The organism is Photorhabdus khanii NC19 (assembly GCF_000517265.1).
In the GTDB taxonomy this organism is placed as follows: Bacteria; Pseudomonadota; Gammaproteobacteria; order Enterobacterales; family Enterobacteriaceae; genus Photorhabdus; species Photorhabdus khanii.
The window spans coordinates 486278-507847 of record NZ_AYSJ01000004.1 but is presented as its reverse complement, the minus strand read 5'-3'; the positions used below and the strand labels follow the sequence as shown (position 1 = coordinate 507847).

20 protein-coding genes are annotated in these 21570 nt (G+C 42.5%); 12 read left to right on the top strand and 8 right to left on the bottom strand.

Translation table 11 applies throughout. The annotated features are described in order from the left end of the window. Positions 1 to 460 precede the first annotated feature (460 nt). Positions 461 to 3037: a class I adenylate cyclase gene (locus PTE_RS06735; RefSeq protein ID WP_036844169.1), complete on the top strand. Its 2577-nt coding sequence runs from the start codon at positions 461 to 463 to the stop codon at positions 3035 to 3037. A gap of 31 nt (positions 3038 to 3068) precedes the next feature. On the opposite strand, the gene cyaY is transcribed toward PTE_RS06735, so the two are convergent. Beyond that, positions 3069 to 3386 (bottom strand): iron donor protein CyaY, encoded by a 318-nt coding sequence (gene cyaY, locus PTE_RS06730; protein WP_036844168.1) that lies wholly within the window; start codon positions 3384 to 3386, stop codon positions 3069 to 3071. A gap of 78 nt (positions 3387 to 3464) precedes the next feature. Between cyaY and lptM the strand changes: the two genes are divergently transcribed. The 7 genes from lptM to corA all read left to right on the top strand — a co-directional run bounded on the left by lptM (position 3465) and on the right by corA (position 10150). Continuing rightward, positions 3465 to 3650, top strand: a complete 186-nt coding sequence (gene lptM / locus PTE_RS06725) for an LPS translocon maturation chaperone LptM (protein ID WP_036844167.1) — start codon at positions 3465 to 3467, stop codon at positions 3648 to 3650. A gap of 38 nt (positions 3651 to 3688) precedes the next feature. Next, on the top strand, positions 3689 to 4513 hold the full coding sequence (gene dapF / locus PTE_RS06720) for a diaminopimelate epimerase (RefSeq protein WP_036844166.1): 825 nt from the start codon (positions 3689 to 3691) through the stop codon (positions 4511 to 4513). Between the two features lie 33 nt (positions 4514 to 4546). After that, positions 4547 to 5251 carry a DUF484 domain-containing protein gene (locus PTE_RS06715; RefSeq protein WP_036844165.1) on the top strand — a complete coding sequence of 235 codons (705 nt, stop codon included), beginning with the start codon at positions 4547 to 4549 and terminating at the stop codon, positions 5249 to 5251. Continuing rightward, positions 5248 to 6159, top strand: a complete 912-nt coding sequence (xerC, locus tag PTE_RS06710) for a tyrosine recombinase XerC (protein ID WP_036844164.1) — start codon at positions 5248 to 5250, stop codon at positions 6157 to 6159. Before PTE_RS06715 ends, xerC begins: the two co-directional genes overlap by 4 nt. Then, complete coding sequence (yigB, locus tag PTE_RS06705; protein ID WP_036844163.1) at positions 6159 to 6875, top strand: 5-amino-6-(5-phospho-D-ribitylamino)uracil phosphatase YigB; 717 nt, start codon at positions 6159 to 6161, stop codon at positions 6873 to 6875. Before xerC ends, yigB begins: the two co-directional genes overlap by 1 nt. Positions 6876 to 6941: 66 nt before the next feature. Further along, positions 6942 to 9104 (top strand): DNA helicase II, encoded by a 2163-nt coding sequence (gene uvrD / locus PTE_RS06700; RefSeq protein WP_110742811.1) that lies wholly within the window; start codon positions 6942 to 6944, stop codon positions 9102 to 9104. A 95-nt stretch (positions 9105 to 9199) separates the two neighbouring features. Continuing rightward, positions 9200 to 10150 (top strand): magnesium/cobalt transporter CorA, encoded by a 951-nt coding sequence (corA, locus tag PTE_RS06695; protein ID WP_036839270.1) that lies wholly within the window; start codon positions 9200 to 9202, stop codon positions 10148 to 10150. Positions 10151 to 10426: 276 nt separating this feature from the next. Here corA and PTE_RS06690 read toward each other — a convergent pair whose 3' ends face one another. The 3 genes from PTE_RS06690 to PTE_RS06680 form a co-directional block, all read right to left on the bottom strand. Beyond that, on the bottom strand, positions 10427 to 10885 hold the full coding sequence (locus tag PTE_RS06690) for a GNAT family N-acetyltransferase (protein WP_036844161.1): 459 nt from the start codon (positions 10883 to 10885) through the stop codon (positions 10427 to 10429). A gap of 17 nt (positions 10886 to 10902) precedes the next feature. Further along, positions 10903 to 11793, bottom strand: coding sequence for an EamA family transporter RarD (gene rarD, locus PTE_RS06685; protein ID WP_036844160.1), 891 nt, complete (start codon positions 11791 to 11793; stop codon positions 10903 to 10905). A 118-nt stretch (positions 11794 to 11911) separates the two neighbouring features. Continuing rightward, the gene (locus PTE_RS06680) at positions 11912 to 12382 is read right to left on the bottom strand and encodes a thioesterase family protein (RefSeq protein ID WP_036844159.1); all 471 of its coding nucleotides are present in this window, start codon (positions 12380 to 12382) and stop codon (positions 11912 to 11914) included. Between the two features lie 296 nt (positions 12383 to 12678). Here PTE_RS06680 and recQ point away from each other — a divergent pair, with 296 nt between their 5' ends. From recQ to PTE_RS06660, 4 genes are all read left to right on the top strand, one after another. Continuing rightward, positions 12679 to 14505, top strand: a complete 1827-nt coding sequence (gene recQ, locus PTE_RS06675) for an ATP-dependent DNA helicase RecQ (protein ID WP_036844158.1) — start codon at positions 12679 to 12681, stop codon at positions 14503 to 14505. Positions 14506 to 14519: 14 nt separating this feature from the next. After that, positions 14520 to 15518 carry a lysophospholipase L2 gene (gene pldB, locus PTE_RS06670; RefSeq protein ID WP_036844157.1) on the top strand — a complete coding sequence of 333 codons (999 nt, stop codon included), beginning with the start codon at positions 14520 to 14522 and terminating at the stop codon, positions 15516 to 15518. A gap of 23 nt (positions 15519 to 15541) precedes the next feature. Continuing rightward, positions 15542 to 16342, top strand: coding sequence for a sugar/pyridoxal phosphate phosphatase YigL (gene yigL, locus PTE_RS06665; RefSeq protein ID WP_036844156.1), 801 nt, complete (start codon positions 15542 to 15544; stop codon positions 16340 to 16342). A gap of 446 nt (positions 16343 to 16788) precedes the next feature. Further along, a complete protein-coding gene (locus PTE_RS06660; RefSeq protein WP_036844155.1) occupies positions 16789 to 17235 on the top strand; it encodes an H-NS histone family protein in 447 nt (148 codons plus the stop codon). A 1557-nt stretch (positions 17236 to 18792) separates the two neighbouring features. On the opposite strand, the gene PTE_RS06655 is transcribed toward PTE_RS06660, so the two are convergent. The 4 genes from PTE_RS06655 to PTE_RS06640 all read right to left on the bottom strand — a co-directional run. After that, positions 18793 to 19761, bottom strand: coding sequence for a hypothetical protein (locus tag PTE_RS06655; RefSeq protein ID WP_036844154.1), 969 nt, complete (start codon positions 19759 to 19761; stop codon positions 18793 to 18795). Beyond that, positions 19758 to 20417: a hypothetical protein gene (locus PTE_RS06650; RefSeq protein ID WP_131818742.1), complete on the bottom strand. Its 660-nt coding sequence runs from the start codon at positions 20415 to 20417 to the stop codon at positions 19758 to 19760. The genes PTE_RS06655 and PTE_RS06650 overlap by 4 nt, the downstream gene beginning before the upstream one ends. Continuing rightward, positions 20306 to 20725 carry a hypothetical protein gene (locus tag PTE_RS06645; RefSeq protein WP_036844152.1) on the bottom strand — a complete coding sequence of 140 codons (420 nt, stop codon included), beginning with the start codon at positions 20723 to 20725 and terminating at the stop codon, positions 20306 to 20308. The genes PTE_RS06650 and PTE_RS06645 overlap by 112 nt, the downstream gene beginning before the upstream one ends. Then, positions 20722 to 21570 (bottom strand): hypothetical protein (locus PTE_RS06640; RefSeq protein ID WP_036844151.1); only part of this gene is annotated, 849 nt, incomplete at its 5' end. The genes PTE_RS06640 and PTE_RS06645, both read right to left, overlap by 4 nt.

Below are 21570 nucleotides of genomic sequence, written 5' to 3'. Positions count from 1 at the left end.
AATTTTAATTTTTAAATTATTTTATATCTATATAAAGTAGATTAATTTAAATATGAATTAACTTTTTCAGTAAATTATTTCTGTAATTAGAAAATCTTGAATGAAAAGAATGACTAATTAAAATATAGCTAATGGGTTATTTTTATGAGGCGGCTGATAAAAAAGCATTAGATACATGACTTGAAAAATGAGCAGAGAAAATTTCCTTCATAAAAGAAAGTATAAAAAGTATGGTTTTTTAGGTTATTGTTATATATAACAATAAGTTATTCTGTTTTTTGTCTGGTGTCACATCGCAATTCAATTGCTTTACTGACTTTACGGTTTATCTACAAGATGTTAAATTGATCACGTTTCCGGTAATAAATTGGTAAAAATCATTCTAAATAATTCCATTAAGTTATAACAGCCGGAAGCGGGGGATTTATCTGGGCACTGGAACTCAATCGGGCGAGACGTCTTGTACCTTTACATCGAAACACTGAAGCAGAGACTGGATGCGATAAACCAACTCAGGTTAGAACGCGCCTCCACCGCCATGAGTGCGGAATTTAAACAGGTATACAGTTTACTGCCAGTATTATTGCATTATCATCATCCGATGATGCCAGGTTACATTAATGATAATGTTCCTTACGGCGTATGTTTTTTCGTGCATGATGAGTCACAAAAATCTTATCTTAATGATTTAGAAAGTAAATTAGAACACTCCATAGAACAGCCTGCTAATGGTCAGCTTCCTATTACGGGTATTTACTCAATGGGGAGTACTTCGTCAATCGGGCAAAGTAGTTGTTCTGATTTGGATATTTGGGTATGTCATCAGTCGTGGCTTGATAATGATGAGCGCCTCCTGTTGCAACGTAAGTGTACGCTTATTGAACAATGGGCGGCAGCGCTTGGTATCGAAGTCAATTTTTTTCTTATTGATGAAAACCGCTTTCGCCATAATGCCAGTGGTCGTCTTGGCGGTGAAGATTGCGGTTCTACTCAGCATATTCTGTTACTTGATGAATTTTACCGTACTGCGGTGCGTATGGCAGGTAAGCGTTTGTTATGGGAAATGGTGCCTGTAGAAGAAGAGCGCCATTATGACGAATATGTTTTATCTCTTTATGCGCAAGGTGTTCTGACGCCAAATGAGTGGCTTGATCTCGGTGGATTAGGAGAACTATCCGCTGAAGAATACTTTGGCGCCAGCTTATGGCAACTTTACAAAAGTATCGACTCTCCTTATAAAGCCGTATTGAAAAGCTTGTTGCTGGAGGCATATTCCTGGGAATATCCCAATGGTAAATTACTGGCAATGGAGATGAAACAGCGTTTGCATGCGGGTGAAATAGTTTCATTTGGCCTTGATGCATACAGCATGATGCTTGAGCGTGTTACCCGCTATCTGATAGAAATTAATGATACGACTCGCTTAGATTTAATACGTCGATGCTTCTATTTAAAAGTTTGTGAAAAGCTCTCTCTAAACCAGGATGATGAAGGTTGTACCGGTTGGCGACGTCAGGTTTTGACTCAGTTGGTATATGAGTGGAAGTGGGATACAGAGCGGTTGGGCATTCTGGATAACCGCAATTCATGGAAAATTGAGCAGGTTCGTGATGCCCATAATGAACTGCTTGATACCATGATGCAGAGTTACCGTAACCTTATCCGTTTTGCCCGCCGTAATAATCTGAGTGTCAGTGCCAGTCCACAGGATATTGGTGTGCTGACCCGTAAACTCTACGCTGCATTTGAAGCGTTGCCGGGTAAGGTGACGCTGGTTAATCCACAGATCTCACCGGACCTGTCAGAGAGACATTTAACATTTATTTATGTGCCTCAAGGACGTGCAAATCGCGGCGGCTGGTATCTTTACAATCAGGCACCGATAATTGAATCAATTATCGGTCATCAGCCTCTGGAATATAATCGTTACCTAAATAAATTGGTGTCGTGGACCTATTTTAACGGCTTATTGACAGAAAAATCCTGTATTCATATTCATCATGGTGAAGCCCAGTGTGATGAACTGAAGTTGCATGAACTGATTAACGATATTTCCGCTCATTTTCCTATCCGTTTACCTGCACCGACGCCAAAAGCGCTCTATAGTCCGTGTGAAATCCGCCACTTGGCGATTATTGTTAATCTGGAGAAAGATCCGACCGCGGCGTTCTCTAATCAGGTTGTGCATTTTGACTTCCGCAAGCTTGATGTATTCAGTTTTGGAGAATCGCAACAGTGTTTGGTGGGAAGCATCGACTTGCTTTACCGCAATTCATGGAATGAAGTGAGAACATTGCATTTTAGTGGCGAGCAGTCTGTTTTGGAAGCATTGAAAACCATATTGGGTAAAATGCATCAAGATGCTGCACCGCCGGCGGCTGTTGAAGTGTTCTGTTATTGTGAACATTTACGCGGGCTTATCCGAACCCGGATCCAGCAACTGGTATCTGAATGTATTGAGTTGCGTTTATCCAGCAATCGTCAGGATCCGGGCCGTTTTAAAGCACTGCGCATTGCGGGCCAGACTTGGGGGCTTTTCTTTGAACGTCTTAACGTCTCTGTGCAGAAATTGGAGAATGCCGTGGAATTCTATGGGGCAATTTCTAATAACAAACTGCATGGGTTGCCGGTAAAAATTAATACTAAAGAGACACATTTGCCTGCTGTGGTTGATGGTTTTGCCAGCGAGGGCATCATTCAGTTTTTCTTCGAAAATACTCAAGATAATAAAAGTTTTAATATTTATATCCTGGATGAAACCAACCGGGTGGAAATCTATTCTCATTGTGAGGGAAGTAAGGAAGAACTGGTACGTGACGTCAGTCGGTTTTATTCTTCATCGCATGATCGATTTACTTACGGATCAAGTTTTATCAACTTTAACCTGCCACAGTTTTATCAGATTGTGCAAATGAAAGACCAGATTCAGGTGATTCCATTCAGTGGATCCTATTTTTCACAGTTGTGTGTGGCTGATGATGGGGAAACCGGTGGAGAAGAGCAGCCGGAACTTTATCGTTCTGTGTCGCATTACTGATTTACCCCGCGCAGCGGGGTAGGTTCAATCATTAGAAATTGAATGGTTCACCACTCTGTTCTGTGATGGATTGCGCCAACATGGTCAGGAAATTGCCACCGCTACGGTCACAAATCCACTGATCATCTTTGTAGACAAAATGATAACCACCGTTTTTGGTTGCCAGCCAGATTTGATGGAAAGGTTCCTGACGATTGATAATAATTTTGCTGTCATTATCAAAGCTCAGGGTCATGACACCGCCATTGGTTTCACAGTCGATATCAGCATTGCCATCATAATTATCCAGTTGCTCTTCGATATAAAGTATTAGTTGGTCAGCTAACTGATGAAATTCACTGTCGTTCATCTTCAATTCCTATTTGCTTTTCGGGGCCTAACTGCGATTATAGAGAATATTGACGTATGAATTACAGGCATTATTGCAATGAAGAAAAAATTACGCGGGTTTCTGGCTATCATAACTTTATTTGTACTTTCCGGCTGTGGACTAAAAGGCCCGCTCTATTTTCCTCCAGAACAACCATCGGCAGAGAAGACTAAGACCGCAGCTCAGGCTCCCGTGAAGACTGTGCAACAAGGGCAGAAAGTGGATAGCGGCACTCAGAAATAAGCTGGTAGTTAGTACTGCGGCTTACGGTGGAGCATTATATGCAGTTCTCCAAAATGCATGGTCTTGGTAATGACTTTATGGTCGTTGATGCTGTGACCCAAAATGTTTATTTCTCACCAGAACTGATCTGCCGTTTGGCCGACAGGCATACTGGTGTGGGTTTCGATCAGTTGTTAGTTGTTGAAGCACCTTATGATCCGGATCTGGATTTTCACTATCGCATTTTTAATGCTGATGGCAGTGAAGTGGCGCAGTGTGGCAATGGGGCGCGTTGTTTTGCCCGTTTTGTTCGCCTTAAGGGGTTGATTAATAAGCGTGATATTAAAGTCAGTACGCAATCGGGACGTATGGTATTGAGTATCACCAATGATGATCAGGTTTGCGTTAATATGGGGGAACCTGAATTTGAGCCACATCATGTGCCATTTCGCGCGTTAAAGGCAGAAAAAACCTATATTTTAAGAGTGGTAGAAAAAACGGTTCTTTGTGGCGTGGTTTCTATGGGGAATCCTCATTGTGTGATTCAGGTAGCCGATGTGGAAACTGCCGAAGTGGGAATTCTGGGGTCAGCTCTGGAAAGCCATGAAAGATTTCCTGAGCGGGCTAATATTGGTTTCATGCAAATTCTAAACCGTGGTCATATTCGCTTACGGGTTTATGAACGTGGTGTTGGTGAAACGCAGGCTTGTGGTAGTGGTGCTTGTGCAGCGGTAGCCGTCGGCATTCAGCAGCAACTGCTCGATAGTCATGTTCAGGTAGACTTGCCGGGAGGTTCACTGCTTATCTGTTGGGAAGGGCCGGGAAAACCTCTCTATATGACTGGGCCGGCGACGCATGTTTATGATGGCACAATTCATCTGTAATCGATTTTGTTTTGAACTGCGGGGCATCGGAAGATGGAGAAAAAAGAAGAGCAGTTAAACATCGGTGGTACACTTGATGATCAAACTGTTGTGGATTATTTGTTGGAAAACCCCAATTTCTTTATCCGCAATGCATGTATTGTTGAACAAATACGGGTTCCTCACCCGATAAGAGAGACGGTTTCTTTGGTTGAATGGTATATGAGCCGCCAGAGAACACGTATTGCTTATCTGGAAGAAAATATAACCCTGCTAATGGAGCAGGCTAGAGTGAACGAGCAACTGTTCGAACAGTTGCTTAAACTACTTGTTGATTTAGCGGCGGCAGAGAGTTTACAAGATATGCTTAGTCGATTGAGTTTATGGGCTAAGAATCTGGGGTTAAACAGTGCCAGTATTCGTCTTTTCAGTGATAAATGGCATATTGGCGCACCGCTTAATGCGCCTGATTTAGCGCTTTCCCGTAACTCTTTTGAGCCAATCCGTATTCATCGTTTTGGTAATAGTAACCATTATCTTGGTATGTTGAACGGGCCGGAAATTTTATTGTTGTTACCACAGGTTCGTCATGTCGGTTCGGTTGCTGTATCTCTACTGGGAACGAGGGGAGAACTGGGTATGGTGATATTTAACAGTCGTAATTATCAGCATTATCAAGACGGCATGGGAACTGACATGCTTGATCATCTGGCTAAATTACTGCCGGATATACTCTCTCGTTGGATTAAACGGATATGATGCAGGGAATTGATCTGTTACTGGAGCCGGTTGAGGCATTTTTGAGGTATCTCAGGGTAGAGCGCCGGCTAAGTCCGGTGACTATCACTAATTACCGACGCCAGCTTTCCACATTGGCTGGGATGGCTTTAGAAATAGGTGTCAGGCAATGGAAAGATTTTGATCCTGCGAAAATCAGAATGTTGGTAACACGTAGTCGTCGTGCTGGCTTGAAGTCTGCTAACCTGGCTTTACGCTTATCTTCTCTGCGCAGTTTTTTTGATTGGCAGGTTACTCAGGGAGAGATTTCCGTTAATCCGGCAAAGACCGTCAGTACGCCGGGAACCAAGCGACATTTACCGAAAAATATTGATGTGGATGAAGTGAATCAACTGCTGAACATCAATTTCAATGATCCATTATCAGTGCGTGACCGGACGATGCTGGAAGTAATGTATGGTGCTGGGTTACGTTTGTCAGAGCTGGTGGGGCTTGATTGCCTGCATCTGGATCTTGAAAGTGGAGAAGTATGGGTTTCAGGTAAAGGCAGTAAAGAACGGAAGGTTCCTTTGGGACAGACCGCTGTTGAATGGCTTAATCGTTGGCTGGAGATGCGGGAACTGTTCGAACCGGAGGATAATGCGGTTTTTATCTCAAATCGCGGGCGGCGGATATCAACCCGTAATGTACAGAAACGATTTGCGCAGTGGGGCATACGTCAGGGGGTGAACAGCCATATTCATCCTCATAAATTGCGCCACTCTTTTGCCACACACATTCTGGAATCCAGTGGTGATTTGCGCGCAGTTCAGGAACTTCTTGGTCATGCCAGCTTATCCAGCACACAAATCTATACCCATCTGGATTTCCAGCATTTGACAAAAGTGTATGATGTGGCCCATCCCAGAGCCAAACGGGGGAAATCGTAATGCGTTTTTACCGGCCTCTTGCGCCAGTCTCAGCAATGACATTTGATCTGGATGATACCCTTTATGACAATCGCCCAGTGTTAGATAAGACGGAACAAGAGGTGCTGAATTTTATACGGCAATATGATCCTAAGTTCAGTCACCTTGATCGTCAGGATCTGTATGCTTTCCGTGAAGTGATATTTGAGCAAGATCCTGAAATCTGCCATGACATGACCTTGTGGCGTTGGCAGTCTGCAAAGCTGATGTTTTGCCATTACGGTTTTAGCCGTGAAGATGCCTGCCGGGGCGCGGATGATATCATGGCCCATTTCTCCCACTGGCGCAGCCGGATTGATGTGCCGGAATCAACACATAAAACCCTTGCTGCGCTTGCTGAACAGATGCCATTGGTCGCCATTACTAATGGTAATGCAGAACCTGCGGCCTGTGGCCTTGCTCCCTATTTTAAATTTGTGCTGAAAGCAGGCCCTGATGGGCGCTCAAAACCTCACAGTGATATGTACCGTCTGGCAGCAGAACGCCTGGGTTTACCACTTGGGAAAATTTTGCATATTGGTGATGACCTGAATACTGATGTGGAAGGGGCACTTCGTAGTGGTATGCAGGCTTGCTGGATTAATACAGAAAATAAAAAACTATTGCAGACGATTGAGAGCCGCCTGCTGCCGCACATTGAGATTTACGATTTGGCTTCTTTGACAGCATTGATATAATCATGAAATTATTCTGTATAAAAACACAGCAGGCTGTGGTCGCTGTTTAATCAACTGATGGTAACTATGGACATCTCCTATCTGCTCGAAAGTCTGAATGACAAACAACGTGAAGCCGTAGCTGCTCCGCGGACCAACATGTTGGTACTGGCCGGGGCGGGGAGTGGTAAAACCCGGGTTCTGGTACACCGAATTGCTTGGTTGTTGTCGGTGGAGAATGCTTCGCCATTTTCCATCATGGCTGTGACCTTTACCAATAAGGCGGCTGCGGAAATGCGCCACCGGATTGAAAACTTGATCGGTACCAGTCAGGGAGGAATGTGGATTGGTACATTCCACGGATTGGCTCATCGTTTGTTACGGGCGCATCATTTGGATGCCAATTTGCCGCAGGATTTTCAGATTCTTGACAGCGAAGATCAGCATCGTTTGCTCAAACGCATTATCAAGGCGATGAATCTGGATGATAAACAATGGCCGGCTCGTCAGGGTATGTGGTACATCAACGGTAAAAAAGATGAAGGGTTGCGGCCACAGCATATTGAAAGTTATGGCAACCCTGTTGAGGCGACATGGCAGAAAATTTATCAGGCTTACCAGGAAGCGTGTGATCGTGCGGGATTAGTAGACTTTGCAGAGCTTCTGCTGCGAGCTCATGAACTGTGGCTGAATAAACCGCAGATCCTGCAACACTACCGTGGCCGCTTTACGAATATTTTGGTGGACGAGTTTCAAGACACCAACAGCATTCAATATGCTTGGATCCATCTGTTGGCGGGGGAAACGGGCAAAGTGATGATTGTCGGGGATGATGATCAATCTATTTATGGCTGGCGTGGGGCGCAGGTTGAGAATATTCAGCGTTTCCTGAAAGACTTCTCCGGCGCAGAAACTATCCGTTTGGAGCAAAATTACCGCTCCACCAGTAATATTCTGAAAGTTGCCAATACACTGATTGCCAATAACAGTGATCGCCTGGGCAAGAATCTGTGGACTGACGGTGTAGAAGGTGAACCGATTTCCCTGTATTGTGCATTTAATGAGCTTGATGAAGCCCGTTATGTTGTCAGCCGGATTAAAAGCTGGCTTGAAAATGGCGGTGCACTGAAAAGCTGCGCCATACTTTACCGCAGCAATGCCCAATCCCGTGTACTGGAAGAAGCGTTGCTACAGGCATCAATGCCGTATCGTATTTATGGTGGTCAGCGGTTCTTTGAACGCCAGGAAATTAAAGATGCGTTAGCTTACCTGCGCCTGATTGCTAACCGCAATGATGATGCGGCGTTTGAACGGGTGGTGAATACGCCTACCCGTGGCATCGGTGACAGAACGTTGGATATAGTGCGCCAGGCTGCTCGTGAACGGCAGGAAACGTTGTGGGAGTGCTGTCAAATATTGCTTCAGGAGAAAGTGCTGGCTGGTCGGGCAGCGTCTTCCTTACAGCGCTTTATTGAACTGATAGAAGCATTATCGACAGAAACCAGCGATATGCCGTTACATGTGCAGACTGACAGAATTATCCGCGATTCTGGCCTGAGAGCGATGTACCAGCAGGAGAAAGGTGAAAAAGCACAAGCGCGTATCGAAAACCTTGAAGAACTTGTCACTGCGACCCGCCAGTTCAGTTATCAGGATGAGGACGAAGATCTGATGCCATTACAGGCATTTCTTTCTCATGCTGCGCTGGAATCAGGAGAAGGTCAGGCTGACGCTTATCAGGATTCGGTGCAACTGATGACATTGCATTCAGCCAAAGGGCTGGAATTCCCACAGGTATTTATTGTTGGAATGGAAGAAGGCATGTTCCCAAGCCAGATGTCGATTGAAGAAGGCGGGCGTCTGGAGGAAGAACGTCGACTGGCTTATGTTGGCCTGACACGTGCAATGGAAAAGCTAACAATCACTTATGCAGAAAGCCGCCGTTTATATGGTAAAGAAGTTTATCATCGTCCGTCTCGCTTTATTAGGGAACTGCCGCCAGAATGTATTGAAGAAGTTCGGTTGCGTGCGACAGTCTCTCGTCCAGTCAACCACAGTCGGTTAGGTACGCCAATCAGTGCCAATGACAGCGGTTATGCCCTTGGACAACGTGTTCGTCACCCTAAATTTGGTGAAGGAACCATTGTCAATATGGAGGGGAGTGGTGAACATAGCCGGCTGCAAATCGCGTTTCATGGGGAAGGGATTAAGTGGCTGGTTGCTGCTTATGCCAGACTTGAAACGGTCTGAAAATAATATCCAGGTTGAATGTTGACAGGCTTTTTCCTCTAAGCGTAACATTCGCGCCTTACGATCACGTAGGGAGTAAAGGAGACTTATGATACATGCTGAGCGCATTTAAGTTAGAGAATAATCGCCTGCTCCGCCTTGAGTTCGAAGAGGGAGAAAAGTTATCTGATTCCTTGTGGGTAGATTTGGTCGAACCGGAAGAGCAAGATCGGCTTCAAGTTCAAAATGAATTAGGCCAAATTCTGGCAACCCGACCGGAACTGGATGACATTGAGGCGTCAGCGCGTTTCTTTGAAGATGAAGACGGGATACATGTCCATTCGTTCTTCTACTTTGAAGATGCGGAAGACCATGCTGGCAACGCAACAGTTGCATTTACTATTCGTGATGGTCGTCTCTATACATTGCGAGAGCGTGAACTCCCTGCATTCCGATTGTACCGTATGCGGGCCCGTAATCAGACATTGGTTGATGGTAATGCCTATGAAGTGCTGATGGATCTGTTTGAAACCAAAATCGAACAGTTGGCTGATGTTATCGAAAATATTTACAGCGTTCTGGAATCCTTGAGCCGGGTCATTATGGAAGGGAAGCAGGGAGATGAATTTGATATCGCCCTGTCCAGCCTTGCTGAACAGGAAGACATTGGCTGGAAAGTGCGTTTGTGTCTTATGGATACTCAGCGTGCGCTCAACTTTCTGGTGCGGCGAGCCCGTCTGCCGGGCGACCAGCTTGAGCAGGCCCGTGAAATTCTGCGGGATATCGAATCTCTGCTGCCACACAATGAATCCCTGTTTCAGAAAGTTAACTTCCTGATGCAGGCAGCAATGGGCTTTATCAATATCGAACAGAGCCGGATCATCAAAATCTTCTCGGTGGTATCTGTGGTATTCCTTCCCCCAACGCTGGTGGCTTCCAGTTATGGTATGAACTTTGAGTTTATGCCGGAGCTTCATTGGCCGTTCGGTTATCCGGGCGCGATCGGGCTGATGATCGCTGCTGGTCTTGCGCCGTATCTTTACTTTAAGCGGAAGAATTGGTTGTAGATAGATAAGCCACAGTAGAAATAAAGGCGTTGGCAGATAATACCAACGCCTATTTTAATGACAAAAATATTCGTTGAGATTATTAAATACTTAATCCGAAGTCAGTTAAGACAATGGAAAAAAGAGACAACTATTTTAGTTCTGGTTTTTTTAGTCAGCCAATAAATCAAATGAAAAGCTTGATAATGCTCAATTTGGTTAACCAAATTATTAACTTAATTTTTTCCATGCCTGGCAATTTCCCTTATATAAATAACGATTTCTCCTCTAGATAACTTATTTCTCCAGAGACGTACTTATCATAAGAATCGCTGTTCCAAATTGAGTACGTTCTTCCCCTAAACGTTCAAAGCCAAGAGCACTATAAAACCCTGCGGCTTGAGGATTAGCCAGCACCCATAATAATATTCCTCCTTTAGTATGAACGTTATTCAGTGCTGTTGTCACCAACTGTCTGCCAATACCTTGATGCCAGACAGTGGGTTCAACAAATAATCCATCAAGTTCTGCCTCTCCATCAGAATGTGGTAATACAACACTGAATCCCAAAATGACGCCAGCTTGTTCTGCAATATAAACATACCCTGCTTCAATATGTTCTATAGGGAGCGCTATCATGTGGGGATTGGCTAATAATAATTCTCGATCTTCTTCCCACATGAGAGATGCTCGTAACTGGAGTGCTTCAAGGGCAGCTCGTTCTGCGATTTTGGCCAGTCTGATGGTTATTTCCATGTAATAAAGTGATTCTGCTATGTTTTCAACCTGCGCTGTGTATAAAGCGCATCCAGCGTAAACAGCACTAATGCTGCCCAGATAAAGCCAAAAGTAATCAGGCGGTCCGTACCTATTTGCTCGTCATAGACCAGTATTGCCAGTAAAAACATCAACGTTGGGCCGACATACTGGAAGAAACCCAGCGTAGATAGACGCAAATGGGCAGCGGCTTCGGTGTATAGCAGTAATGGAACCGTGGTGATAATGCCTGCGGCAATCAGCAGTAAATTCAGTGTCGTTGAGTTGGCACTTAAGTCGCTGGTTGGGGTGTTGGCAAAACCAAACAGGTAAATAGATGCAACGGGTAGTAACCACAGTGTTTCAATCGTCATACCCGTTTTAGCATCAACATTCATCTTCTTACGAAGCAGGGCATACAGAGCGAAAGTGACGGCCAGACTTAACCCAATAACAGGTACGGAGCCAAATTGCCATAACTGGATTAACACGCCAGTGAAGGCCAGAGCAACGGCAGCCCATTGCATCCGGCGAAAACGTTCACTCAGAAACAGCATACCAAACAAAACGTTAACCAGTGGGCTAATGAAGTAACCCAGGCTGGCTTCCAGCATATGGCCGTGGTTCACTGCCCAGATATAAATCAGCCAGTTACAGGCAACAATGGTCGCCGTCACTGCCAATAGCAGTACTTTTTTAGGTTGACGAAAAATGTTGGATACCTGTGACCAGTGACGGGTTACTGTTAGCAGCAGCAACATAAAGAAAAATGACCAGATAATACGATGCGTCAGGATTTCGTCGGCAGGTACTTGCTGAATGTACTTAAAGTAAACTGGGGCGATTCCCCAAATAAAGCAGGCACCGAAGGCGTACAGAACGCCTTTGGTAGTTTGTGGCTTATTCATGTTATCCTAATGTTAATAAATGGTGTGAGTGATGTAATGGGTTTCTGCCCGTTAACATGAAAATAATATGTCACCGGGCTGAATATTACGCAAGGGATTAATATATAAAATGATATGACTAACCGACCAGGTAAGTCGCTGTTGCACTGGCGATATGTGCTCTCTGCTCGTTATGCAGCTCAGCTCTGGCGACAGAAACTTTATTTCCATTGCGGATAATACTGCTGGTGGCTGTAAACACTTCACCACGACCGGGGCGTAGATAATCCACCCGCAAATCAATCGTTCCCATTGTTGATATTCGCTTTTCTAATTCTTCTCGTGGAGTGGGTGTTATACGGGCTAAGGCATTACCGACACAGACCAATCCGGCACAGACATCCAGCACTGATGCAATCACACCGCCATGTAAAATCTTCTGTGCGGTATTCCCTACCAGCTTACTCTGATTATGGAACTGTATTTCTGCGTAATCCTGTTCAAACCGGAGCAGCTCAAGCCCTAATATCTGGTTAAAAGGCATATGGTAAATAAAAAAATTACCAATTAGCTGGCGGGCTTGCTCCAGGGTGACTTGCGTTGTCGACATTTAATTTATCTCCAAATAAAGGTACGTGTTATTAATACCACTTTATATAGTTAATAAATTGTTAATGTTATGCTTTTATTGCCAACCTTACCAGTTTGCGAGGCGTCTCGAGAAACAATCTGAGCAAAATTAAAGTTCGTGTGTAAAATAATCTGTGTTGCCTTTTTGACGCTTTATAAATGACAACGGTGTTTGTTATGTCGCGGGCTTGTTGTTGAAGTAATTATTGCGAGAGTAAGATAACATAATGCGCAGATGCTTAAGCGTCTGTGATTTTTTAATGGTTGAGGAAAAGCGTGTCTACCGCAGAAGTCATCAATACGATATCACTGGCAGAGCAAGTATTGCGGGAAACCTTTGGTTATCTGCAATTTCGGCCTGGTCAGCAACAAGTCATCAATACCATTCTTGAGGGGCGTGATTGTCTGGTCATTATGCCGACGGGTGGTGGCAAATCACTGTGTTACCAAATCCCGGCGCTGGTGCAGGAAGGATTAACCCTGGTTGTTTCTCCCTTGATCTCTTTAATGAAAGATCAGGTGGATCAACTGCGGGCGAATGGTGTTGCGGCTGATTGCCTGAATTCAACTCAGGCCCGTGAACAGCAGATGGATGTGATCCGGCGTTGTCGTCAGGGCGTGATCAAATTGCTGTATATCGCTCCAGAACGCTTAATGATGGATAACTTCCTTGAACAGCTTTTGGAATGGCAACCTGCTATGCTGGCTGTGGATGAAGCTCATTGTATTTCACAATGGGGCCATGATTTCCGGCCTGAATACCGGGCGCTGGGACAACTCAGACAACGCTTTCCAACATTACCTTTCATTGCGTTGACGGCGACCGCTGATGAAACAACCCGCAATGATATTGCCCGACTATTGAATCTCAATAATCCGCTTATTCATATCAGCAGTTTTGATCGCCCCAATATTCGTTATACCTTGATAGAAAAATACAAACCATTAGATCAATTATGGTTATTTATCCGCGGTCAGAAAGGTAAAAGCGGCATTGTTTACTGCAACAGTCGCAATCGAGTTGAGGAGATATCAGAACGTTTACAAAAACGTGGTTTAAGTGTAGCGCCATACCATGCTGGGTTAGATAACAGCCAACGTGCCCGGGTACAGGATGCGTTTCAGCGTGATGATTTGCAGGTTGTGGTGGCGACCGTGGCATTTGGTATGGGTATCAATAAACCCAATGTTCGGTTCGTGGTTCATTTTAATATTCCACGTAATATCGAATCCTATTATCAGGAAACAGGACGTGCCGGGCGTGATGGTTTGCCTGCGGAAGCGGTATTGTTCTATGATCCGGCTGATATGGTATGGCTTCGCCGTTGTTTGGAAGAGAAAACGGCTGACACACAGCAGGATATTGAACGGCACAAGCTTAATGCGATGGGGGCCTTTGCCGAAGCGCAAACTTGCCGCCGTTTGGTGTTATTGAACTATTTTGGCGAAAGCCAACAAACCGCTTGCGGTAACTGTGACATCTGCCTTGATCCACCGAAAAATTATGATGGTTTGGTGGATGCGCAAAAAGCGCTTTCTTGTGTTTACCGGGTTGGTCAGCGTTTTGGTATCGGTTATATTGTTGAAGTGCTCAGAGGTGCGAATAATCAGCGTATCCGCGATATAAGGCATGATCGTTTGCCGGTTTACGGCATTGGTAAAGATCAAAGCCAGGAGCACTGGGTCAGCGTGTTGAGGCAGCTTATTCACTTAGGTTTTATCAGTCAAAACATTGCCAATTATTCTGCATTACAATTAACAGAAGCTGCGCGGCCAGTATTGCGTGGTGAAGTTCCGTTGAAACTGGCTGTTCCACGGATACAGAGCCTGAAAGGGCGCAGCCAGCAGAGTAAATCATATAGTGGCAATTATGATCGCAAATTATTTGCCAAGCTGCGTAAATTACGGAAGTCTATTGCTGACGAAGATAATATCCCGCCTTTTGTTGTATTTAACGATGTCACGCTGATTGAAATGTCAGAGCAATGCCCGGTTACGGCTGAAGAAATGTTATTAATCAACGGGGTTGGACAACGAAAACTAGAACGTTTTGGTAGCGTTTTTATGGCCTTGATCTGTAAACATCTGGAGGAGTGTGAATAGCTTGGAGATGATTTATGAAGCCCGAAATGTTGAAAGAGAGCTGGCTTAATCGTGAGATACAGTTTTCTGCTTTTGCCAACGGGCCTCTGTTAGATTTCTGGCAAGCCAGGGAAGAGCATGAGTTTATCGGTGTTGATAATGTACTGATACGCTATGTCCGTTTTTGTGCAACAACCCGGAATCATAGAGCAGTCGTTATTTTGCCGGGCCGTAGTGAAAGTTATGTCAAATACCCGGAGGTGGCATTTGACTTTTATCACCTTGGTTACGACGTTTTTATCATTGACCATCGTGGACAGGGGCGATCCGGCAGGATGCTTGAAGATCCACAAAAAGGGCATGTAGAAAAATTTGATGACTATATTGATGACGTTGAAACGTTCATAGAAAGAGAAATTCTCCCTCGTTATTATTCTCACTGTTATGCGTTGGCTCATTCAATGGGCGCGGCAATATTAGGGGGATTCTTATTACGTCACAGTCAGATTTTTGATGCAGTGGCCCTTTGTGCTCCTATGTTTGGTATTAACTTACCAATGCCGCACTGGTTGGCTACTTTGCTGGTGAACCGGGCAGAAAGGCGACCGGCTAGACGAAATAACTACGCAATACTGACTGGAAAATGGCGACCGTTGCCCTATTTGATAAATCTTCTGACACACAGTTATGAACGTTATAGTCGCTATCTCCGTTATTACGCGGATTACCCGGAATTACGCATAGGCGGGCCGACATATCATTGGATGCGGGAAAGTATGCGGATCGGCAATATATTGATAGAAAAAGCAGGAAAAATTGAGACGCCACTGATGGTCTTAAAAGCCAGTGAAGATAAAGTCGTTAATAATCAGCAGCTACGGGCTTTTTGTGAATCACATCGGAAAGAGAGAACTTTCATTGAAGGGCAGTCACCTTTGATTATTCAGGGGGCGCATCATGAGATCCTATTTGAAAAAGATAAATTACGCAGCCAGGCACTCAATGCTATTTGTGACTTTTTTGACCAGAATTGATTCAATTAATAGGAACGATAACTATGTATCACATTGTTGCTTCAGATTTAGACGGTACTTTGCTGTCTCCTGATCACAAATTAACGTCTTATACCAAGGAAACCCTTAACTTACTCACAAACAAAGGCATTCATTTTATTTTTGCTACCGGCCGTCATCATGTGGATGTTTCCCAAATTCGCGATGGGCTTGGTATTGATGCCTATATGATCACCTCCAATGGGGCCAGGGTACATAATACCGCGGGTGAACTGGTTTTCAGCCACAACGTTGATCCTGATATTGTGAATGACTTGTGTCTGATGGAGTTTGATAACCCTGATATTCTGACCAATTATTACCGTCATGATGACTGGTATATGAATCGTGAAAGTCCTGAGCAGGAAGAATTTTTCCAGGAGTCAATATTTCATTATCGGCTTTTTGAGCGTGATAATTTTAAGACTGATGGTGTATGTAAAGTTTATTTTACCTGTGAAGATCATGATCTATTGCTCATATTAGAGGAATCAATCAACGCACGTTGGGGTGACAGGGTGAATGTCAGTTTCTCGTTACGTAATTGCCTGGAGGTCATGGCTGGTGGCGTTTCCAAAGGTCATGCCCTTGAACAGGTAGCTAAATCTATGGGCTATAAACTCAGTGATTGCATCGCTTTTGGTGATGGAATGAACGACCTGGAAATGCTGACGATGGCTGGTAAGGGCTGCATCATGCAGGATGCTCACCAACGTTTGAAAGATATCCTGCCAGATATGGACGTCATTGGCTCAAATGCTAATGATGCTGTTCCCTGCTATTTATGCAAAATGTATCAGGTTTAATTGCTCAGTCATAATTGAGCGCTATTGGCGCTCAGATTACAGACGAAGTGCTGATTATTTATCTGGCGCTTTATGTTAATCAAGTTCCGTTCGCCAAACGGAGCTTGCCGCCATGTTAAGAATACTCCTCCACGAAAACTTTTCTTGTTGAAAGGGCTTGCTTGAAGATCTTGTTTTTCACAATTATCTGATTCGTAAAATCGATACTGCCGTTGATTTCGGATTTATCCGTAGGGCTATTGCTTTGAGACAAAATCAGTATGGTTTTAAAATCTGAAAAAAGGGCAAGGGTATTACGAAGAAACAGATAAAAACTTTAATTATTAAAGGTAAAACAGAAATGATTAAGGATTTTTTTAAGTAGGTAAAAAAATCGGTGATATACTGACATTGAAAGAGAAAACATCAGGAAAAACGGATTTTAAATATATTAACAAGGTGACAAAATGACAGAGTTAACCAAAGAACAAGAATATGAGATTGTATCAAAACATTTAACAGGATTAACCACATTAAGAAAATTTGCTCAAACAAAAGATTTCGATTGGCTGAAAGAAGTTTACCAAAAACTAGAGATAATCGTTGACGAAAGCCGGGAATCCTCCAGATTAGCCAGATTAGAAATAGAAGAAAAAGAACAAAAACGTTTAGAAGTATTAAGAATTATTGAAGAAATGGGCTTTGATATTAATACCATTAACATACCTATTACCCTATCTGGTTTTAAACCTAAAAAATCAAATACAGGAAAAGGAAAACCGAGAAAACCTAAGTATCAGTTTAATGAAAATGGAGAGGTTAAATACTGGTCAGGAAACGGAAAAAGACCATTAGGTTTACAAAAACTGCTCAATGAAGGCCATTCATTAGATGAGTTTTTAATTAAAAAATAATAAAATCCTCGGAATGATAATTACTATACTCGCTGAGCCTGTATTTTAACATTTTTCGCTTTCTATTTTTGCTTGCATTTCCCTTTTGGGGAGATTGCAAGCTTCTTTTTATCGGTAATTAACTCAGTTATCTATCAGCCAAGGGTGAAAAAAATAGATCCTCGATTAATGCCAGATTTTTAAGAGATACAGGGTGACTAAAAGCGGGTTATTCCCTGCTATTTTTAATTCATTTATCAGAGATTATATACTCGGTTTATTTTGCATTTACCTAATTTGCTATGATTATTTAAGAGAGTGAATGAATAAATATTAAAAATTTTGTATAAATGGTGGATTTAAATAAATACGACTTTTCAGAAAGAGAATTAATTGCATTTAATAAAAAATCATTAACCATTAATAGAGAATTGAGAATAAACCAGTATGCAAAATAATAGTATTTTACTAGGCTGGCATTTAAGCGGTTTCTCGTCATTATTGTATGAAGAAAACTATAAAAACAAAAAGGGGTGTTTTTATCTCATCAGATCATTTACTTGCTGATTTATGAAGACAAAATAAAGGGTGGTAACTTATTAAGATTACCGGTAAAACAACATCAGTAAAGATAAAAAGTGAGTATGATTGACGTTGATTAAACGTAAAACACGATATCCCCATGATGATTAAAATCAGGTGTTAAAAGTAGTAAAAAACCGTTAAAACTCTATACTGATTAAAATTATATAAAATAATAACATTTAAAGCTTTCCCATCATATATTTACCTAACCTGTTATAATCATTTAAAAGCACGAATGCAGAGATATTAAAACTTTTATATAAATAGTGGATTTAACTCAATAAATTTAAGTTTTCAAAAAGAGAGTTAATTGCATTTAATTGAAAACCATTAATAGTGAGTTGAGAAAAATCAGCATGTAAAAAATATTATCTGATCAAATGGGTATTTAAGCGATTTCTCGTTGTTATTTTATGAAGAAAACCTTAAAAATAATGCAATAAAAAAATGGATAAAACGGTTAATTTAGCAGGATTTAAGCCCTGAAAAAGGAAGTGATTATCTGAAAAAAACAGAAAATGGTGGCTTATTAAAATTGTTTAAGATTACGGGTAAAACAGCATCAGTAAAGATAAAAGGTGAGTATGATTAACGTTGGTTAAACATAGAACATGATATCCGATGATGATTAAACTTAATAAAAAGCAGGCATTAAAATCGGTAAAAACAACGTTGAAAACTTTATACTGATTAAAACCGTAAGTTAAAACAATGACTTTTAATAACAGTTTAAAGCCCGTCTGTCATAAAACACAGGGCGAACGAATTGTTGGGTTATCCGGTTGATGGCTTTCTGAGGAAGTTGATGGGCATAATTTACTTGACCGGGAGGAGCGCGGACGGTTGCCGGAAATGTCCTATGCCCAGTAAAATATTATCGACTCCGCGGATGAAGCATCTAGCTTTCCTGAATGGTCTACGTATCAATTCTGATGTCAGCTAAATCCAGTGCATTGATATCTTTCTCAATGATGGTCTTGATGTCGGCAAACTTCATTCGGAAAGATCTTCATCAGGGGGACCTAGGCGATCTAGTTCTGCCAAAATCAACGGAATCTGATCCTCTAAATCAGCGGGTCTTTTATCTTTACTCCACCAGATAAGGGGCCCACGGCGTTTATAATCCACCTTACTGACCGCTTCTTTGCCGTTTAATAAGAATTTCACCATAAAGGCGACTGCCAGTGCTTTATCATTGCCACTGCTTAAGAAAGCAAAGGAATAACTACTGACGTTAGGGATAAAACCACGCCCGATAAGTTGATTGTTCTCGTCCAGGCCGTAGACTTTGAGGAACAGAATATTAGTTTTTTCCAACATGCCTAATTGTGGATAACGGGCAGCATAGGCTTTACCTTTATACCAGGTGTAAAAGATCTGCCGTTCACGATCGATAATTAATGGTGCTTGTCTCTGCCAGAAAAAGATACAATAAACAAAAGGTGGAATAATCAGTAGGTAAAGCAGTAAAAATGTCATATCGGTTATTAAAATATCATTGCTATATTCATAAAAATTATAGCGATAGTGCAGGTATTTTTTTAGAGAAATTTCTTTATCATTACCGATATAACGGGCACCTTTCATATAATCCGGAAAATCATTGCGTAGATAAAATTTTTCACCACATTCTTTTTTGACTATATTAACCCAACGGTGAATGTATGCTTCACCACTTCTTCTCTCTCCGATAAACGCGTTAATATTTAGGATAAGACTACTGATAATTCCTAATGTAACCGGGATCAAGGCAATACTCCGGGCGCGGCGTTGAGTATTATGAATATGACATTCCTTATTATCAAGGTAGTCTAGTATTTCCACATGTTTGATAGTTTCTTCATCCTTAATATCCGGTGGTGCGGCCAGAAGTTCTTTTTCCCAGCAAGCCAGCCGTTTGGCTGGCAGTGGATGAATAGTGGGAAACCATTTTTTGAGTAGATTTTTTAATGTTGCGTTCATTCGGAAAGATCTTCATCAGGGGGACCTAAGCGATCCAATTCTGCCAAAATCAACGGAATTTGTGCGTCTAAATCCGCGGGTCTTTTATCTTTGCTCCACCAGATAAGCGGTCCACGGCGTTTATAATCCACCTTACTGACAGCTTCTTTGCCGTTTAATAAGAATTTCACCATAAAGGCGACTGCCAGCGCTTTATCATTGCCACTGCTTAAGAAAGCAAAGGTATAACTGCTGACATTAGGGATAAAGACACGCTCGATAAGGTTATTATTTTCATCCAGTCCGTAGACTTTGAAATACAGAATATTAGTTTTTTCCAACATGCCTAATTGTGGATAACGGGCAGCATAGGCTTTACCTTTATACCAGGTGTAAAAGATCTGCCGTTCCCGATCGATAATTAATGGTGCCTGTCTCTGCCAGAAAAATACACAATAGACAAAAGGTGGAATAATCAGCAGATAGAGCAGCAGGAAGCTTATATCAATAATGAGGAGTCGAGTACTACTTGGGTAAAAAGTATAACGATAATATAAATATTTTCTTAGTGAAATTTCTTTATCATTACCGATATAACGGATATCTTCCATATCAGCAGGTAGATCATTGCGCAGATAAAATTCTTCGCCATATTTTTTTTTGCATAACCAACCCATCGATGAATAGCTTCCTCATTTTTTTTTCGCGATTCCATGAAATCATTAATGTTTAACACTAGGCTACTGATAATTCCTAGTGTGACTGGGATTAGATTAATGCTCCTAAAACGGCGTTGTGGATTACGGATATGACATTCTTTATTATCAAGGTAGTCCAGTATTTCCACATGCTTAATGGTTTCTTCATCCTTAATATCTGGTGGTGCGGCCAGAAGTTCTTTTTCCCAGCGGGCCAGCCGTTTAGCTGGCAGCGGATGAATAGTAGGAAACCATTTTTTAAGTAAACTTTTTAGTCGTTGCTTCATAGTGTGCGCTCTCCGTCAAAACTGCCCTTAATGGTATTTTCTGCTGTAGGTTCTTCTCCCTGGAGATAACGCATAGGGGCGACGACATTTTCTGATTGCTCATAATACCAGTACAGTTTGCTACTGCGAGGGTAAACGCCCATTGTTTCTGAGATGACTACTTCCAGCGTTGCCGTATCGCCATTCAGGGTCAGTTTGGCCTGCTTCTTAGCTTCCCTGAATTTGGTACTACGGAAGGTATCAGGGATATATTTGCGGTGGTTAATTTCAACATAATTGATTTTTCCTTCCCGGTAGTGAGGAGTTCTGAATGGAGTCACAAAGATCTCGCAGATATTTGAGAGACCCATCTGAAAAGCTGGCAGGGTAAAACAATAGGTGGTGACACCAAATCCCTGCTGTATTTTTAGTTGTGGCTGAATAAACAGATTTAGAAATTCTTGGTTTTCTATAATAAAACAGTTATTAATAACATCACTCATTTCTCTAGCATCTTGTAACTGATTTGATATAGATGGTCGTTCATCCACAGGCCAAAAATCATACTTATCTCCAGCCCCCCAAAAACAGTTATTCAGCACTTTTTCCAAATCTGACCAGGCGCTGCTGGCCTGGACAATACTGCCCCCGATAAGCAAACTGGCTCCCACAACCAGCCATGTCAGCAGTCCTGCTGTCATGACCGAGCCGGCGGCAAAGAAGACTAATCCTACCGTTGTTAGGATAATGGAGCCTGTTCCGATAGCGATATCACTGTAAGCTTCTACACTATTACCCACTTTGAAAGCGTTATTGGCATCATAGAAGGAGACCAGCGTCCCTAAATAACCTGCCACGCTACCGGC

Coding starts and splice junctions, on each gene's coding strand:
- cyaY (WP_036844168.1), bottom strand. CDS start 3,386: ATGAACGACAGTGAATTTCATCAGTTAGCTGACCAACTAATACTTTAT.
- lptM (WP_036844167.1), top strand. CDS start 3,465: ATGAAGAAAAAATTACGCGGGTTTCTGGCTATCATAACTTTATTTGTA.
- dapF (WP_036844166.1), top strand. CDS start 3,689: ATGCAGTTCTCCAAAATGCATGGTCTTGGTAATGACTTTATGGTCGTT.
- PTE_RS06715 (WP_036844165.1), top strand. CDS start 4,547: ATGGAGAAAAAAGAAGAGCAGTTAAACATCGGTGGTACACTTGATGAT.
- xerC (WP_036844164.1), top strand. CDS start 5,248: ATGATGCAGGGAATTGATCTGTTACTGGAGCCGGTTGAGGCATTTTTG.
- yigB (WP_036844163.1), top strand. CDS start 6,159: ATGCGTTTTTACCGGCCTCTTGCGCCAGTCTCAGCAATGACATTTGAT.
- uvrD (WP_110742811.1), top strand. CDS start 6,942: ATGGACATCTCCTATCTGCTCGAAAGTCTGAATGACAAACAACGTGAA.
- corA (WP_036839270.1), top strand. CDS start 9,200: ATGCTGAGCGCATTTAAGTTAGAGAATAATCGCCTGCTCCGCCTTGAG.
- PTE_RS06690 (WP_036844161.1), bottom strand. CDS start 10,885: ATGGAAATAACCATCAGACTGGCCAAAATCGCAGAACGAGCTGCCCTT.
- rarD (WP_036844160.1), bottom strand. CDS start 11,793: ATGAATAAGCCACAAACTACCAAAGGCGTTCTGTACGCCTTCGGTGCC.
- PTE_RS06680 (WP_036844159.1), bottom strand. CDS start 12,382: ATGTCGACAACGCAAGTCACCCTGGAGCAAGCCCGCCAGCTAATTGGT.
- pldB (WP_036844157.1), top strand. CDS start 14,520: ATGAAGCCCGAAATGTTGAAAGAGAGCTGGCTTAATCGTGAGATACAG.
- yigL (WP_036844156.1), top strand. CDS start 15,542: ATGTATCACATTGTTGCTTCAGATTTAGACGGTACTTTGCTGTCTCCT.
- PTE_RS06660 (WP_036844155.1), top strand. CDS start 16,789: ATGACAGAGTTAACCAAAGAACAAGAATATGAGATTGTATCAAAACAT.
- PTE_RS06655 (WP_036844154.1), bottom strand. CDS start 19,761: ATGAACGCAACATTAAAAAATCTACTCAAAAAATGGTTTCCCACTATT.
- PTE_RS06650 (WP_131818742.1), bottom strand. CDS start 20,417: ATGGGTTGGTTATGCAAAAAAAAATATGGCGAAGAATTTTATCTGCGC.
- PTE_RS06645 (WP_036844152.1), bottom strand. CDS start 20,725: ATGAAGCAACGACTAAAAAGTTTACTTAAAAAATGGTTTCCTACTATT.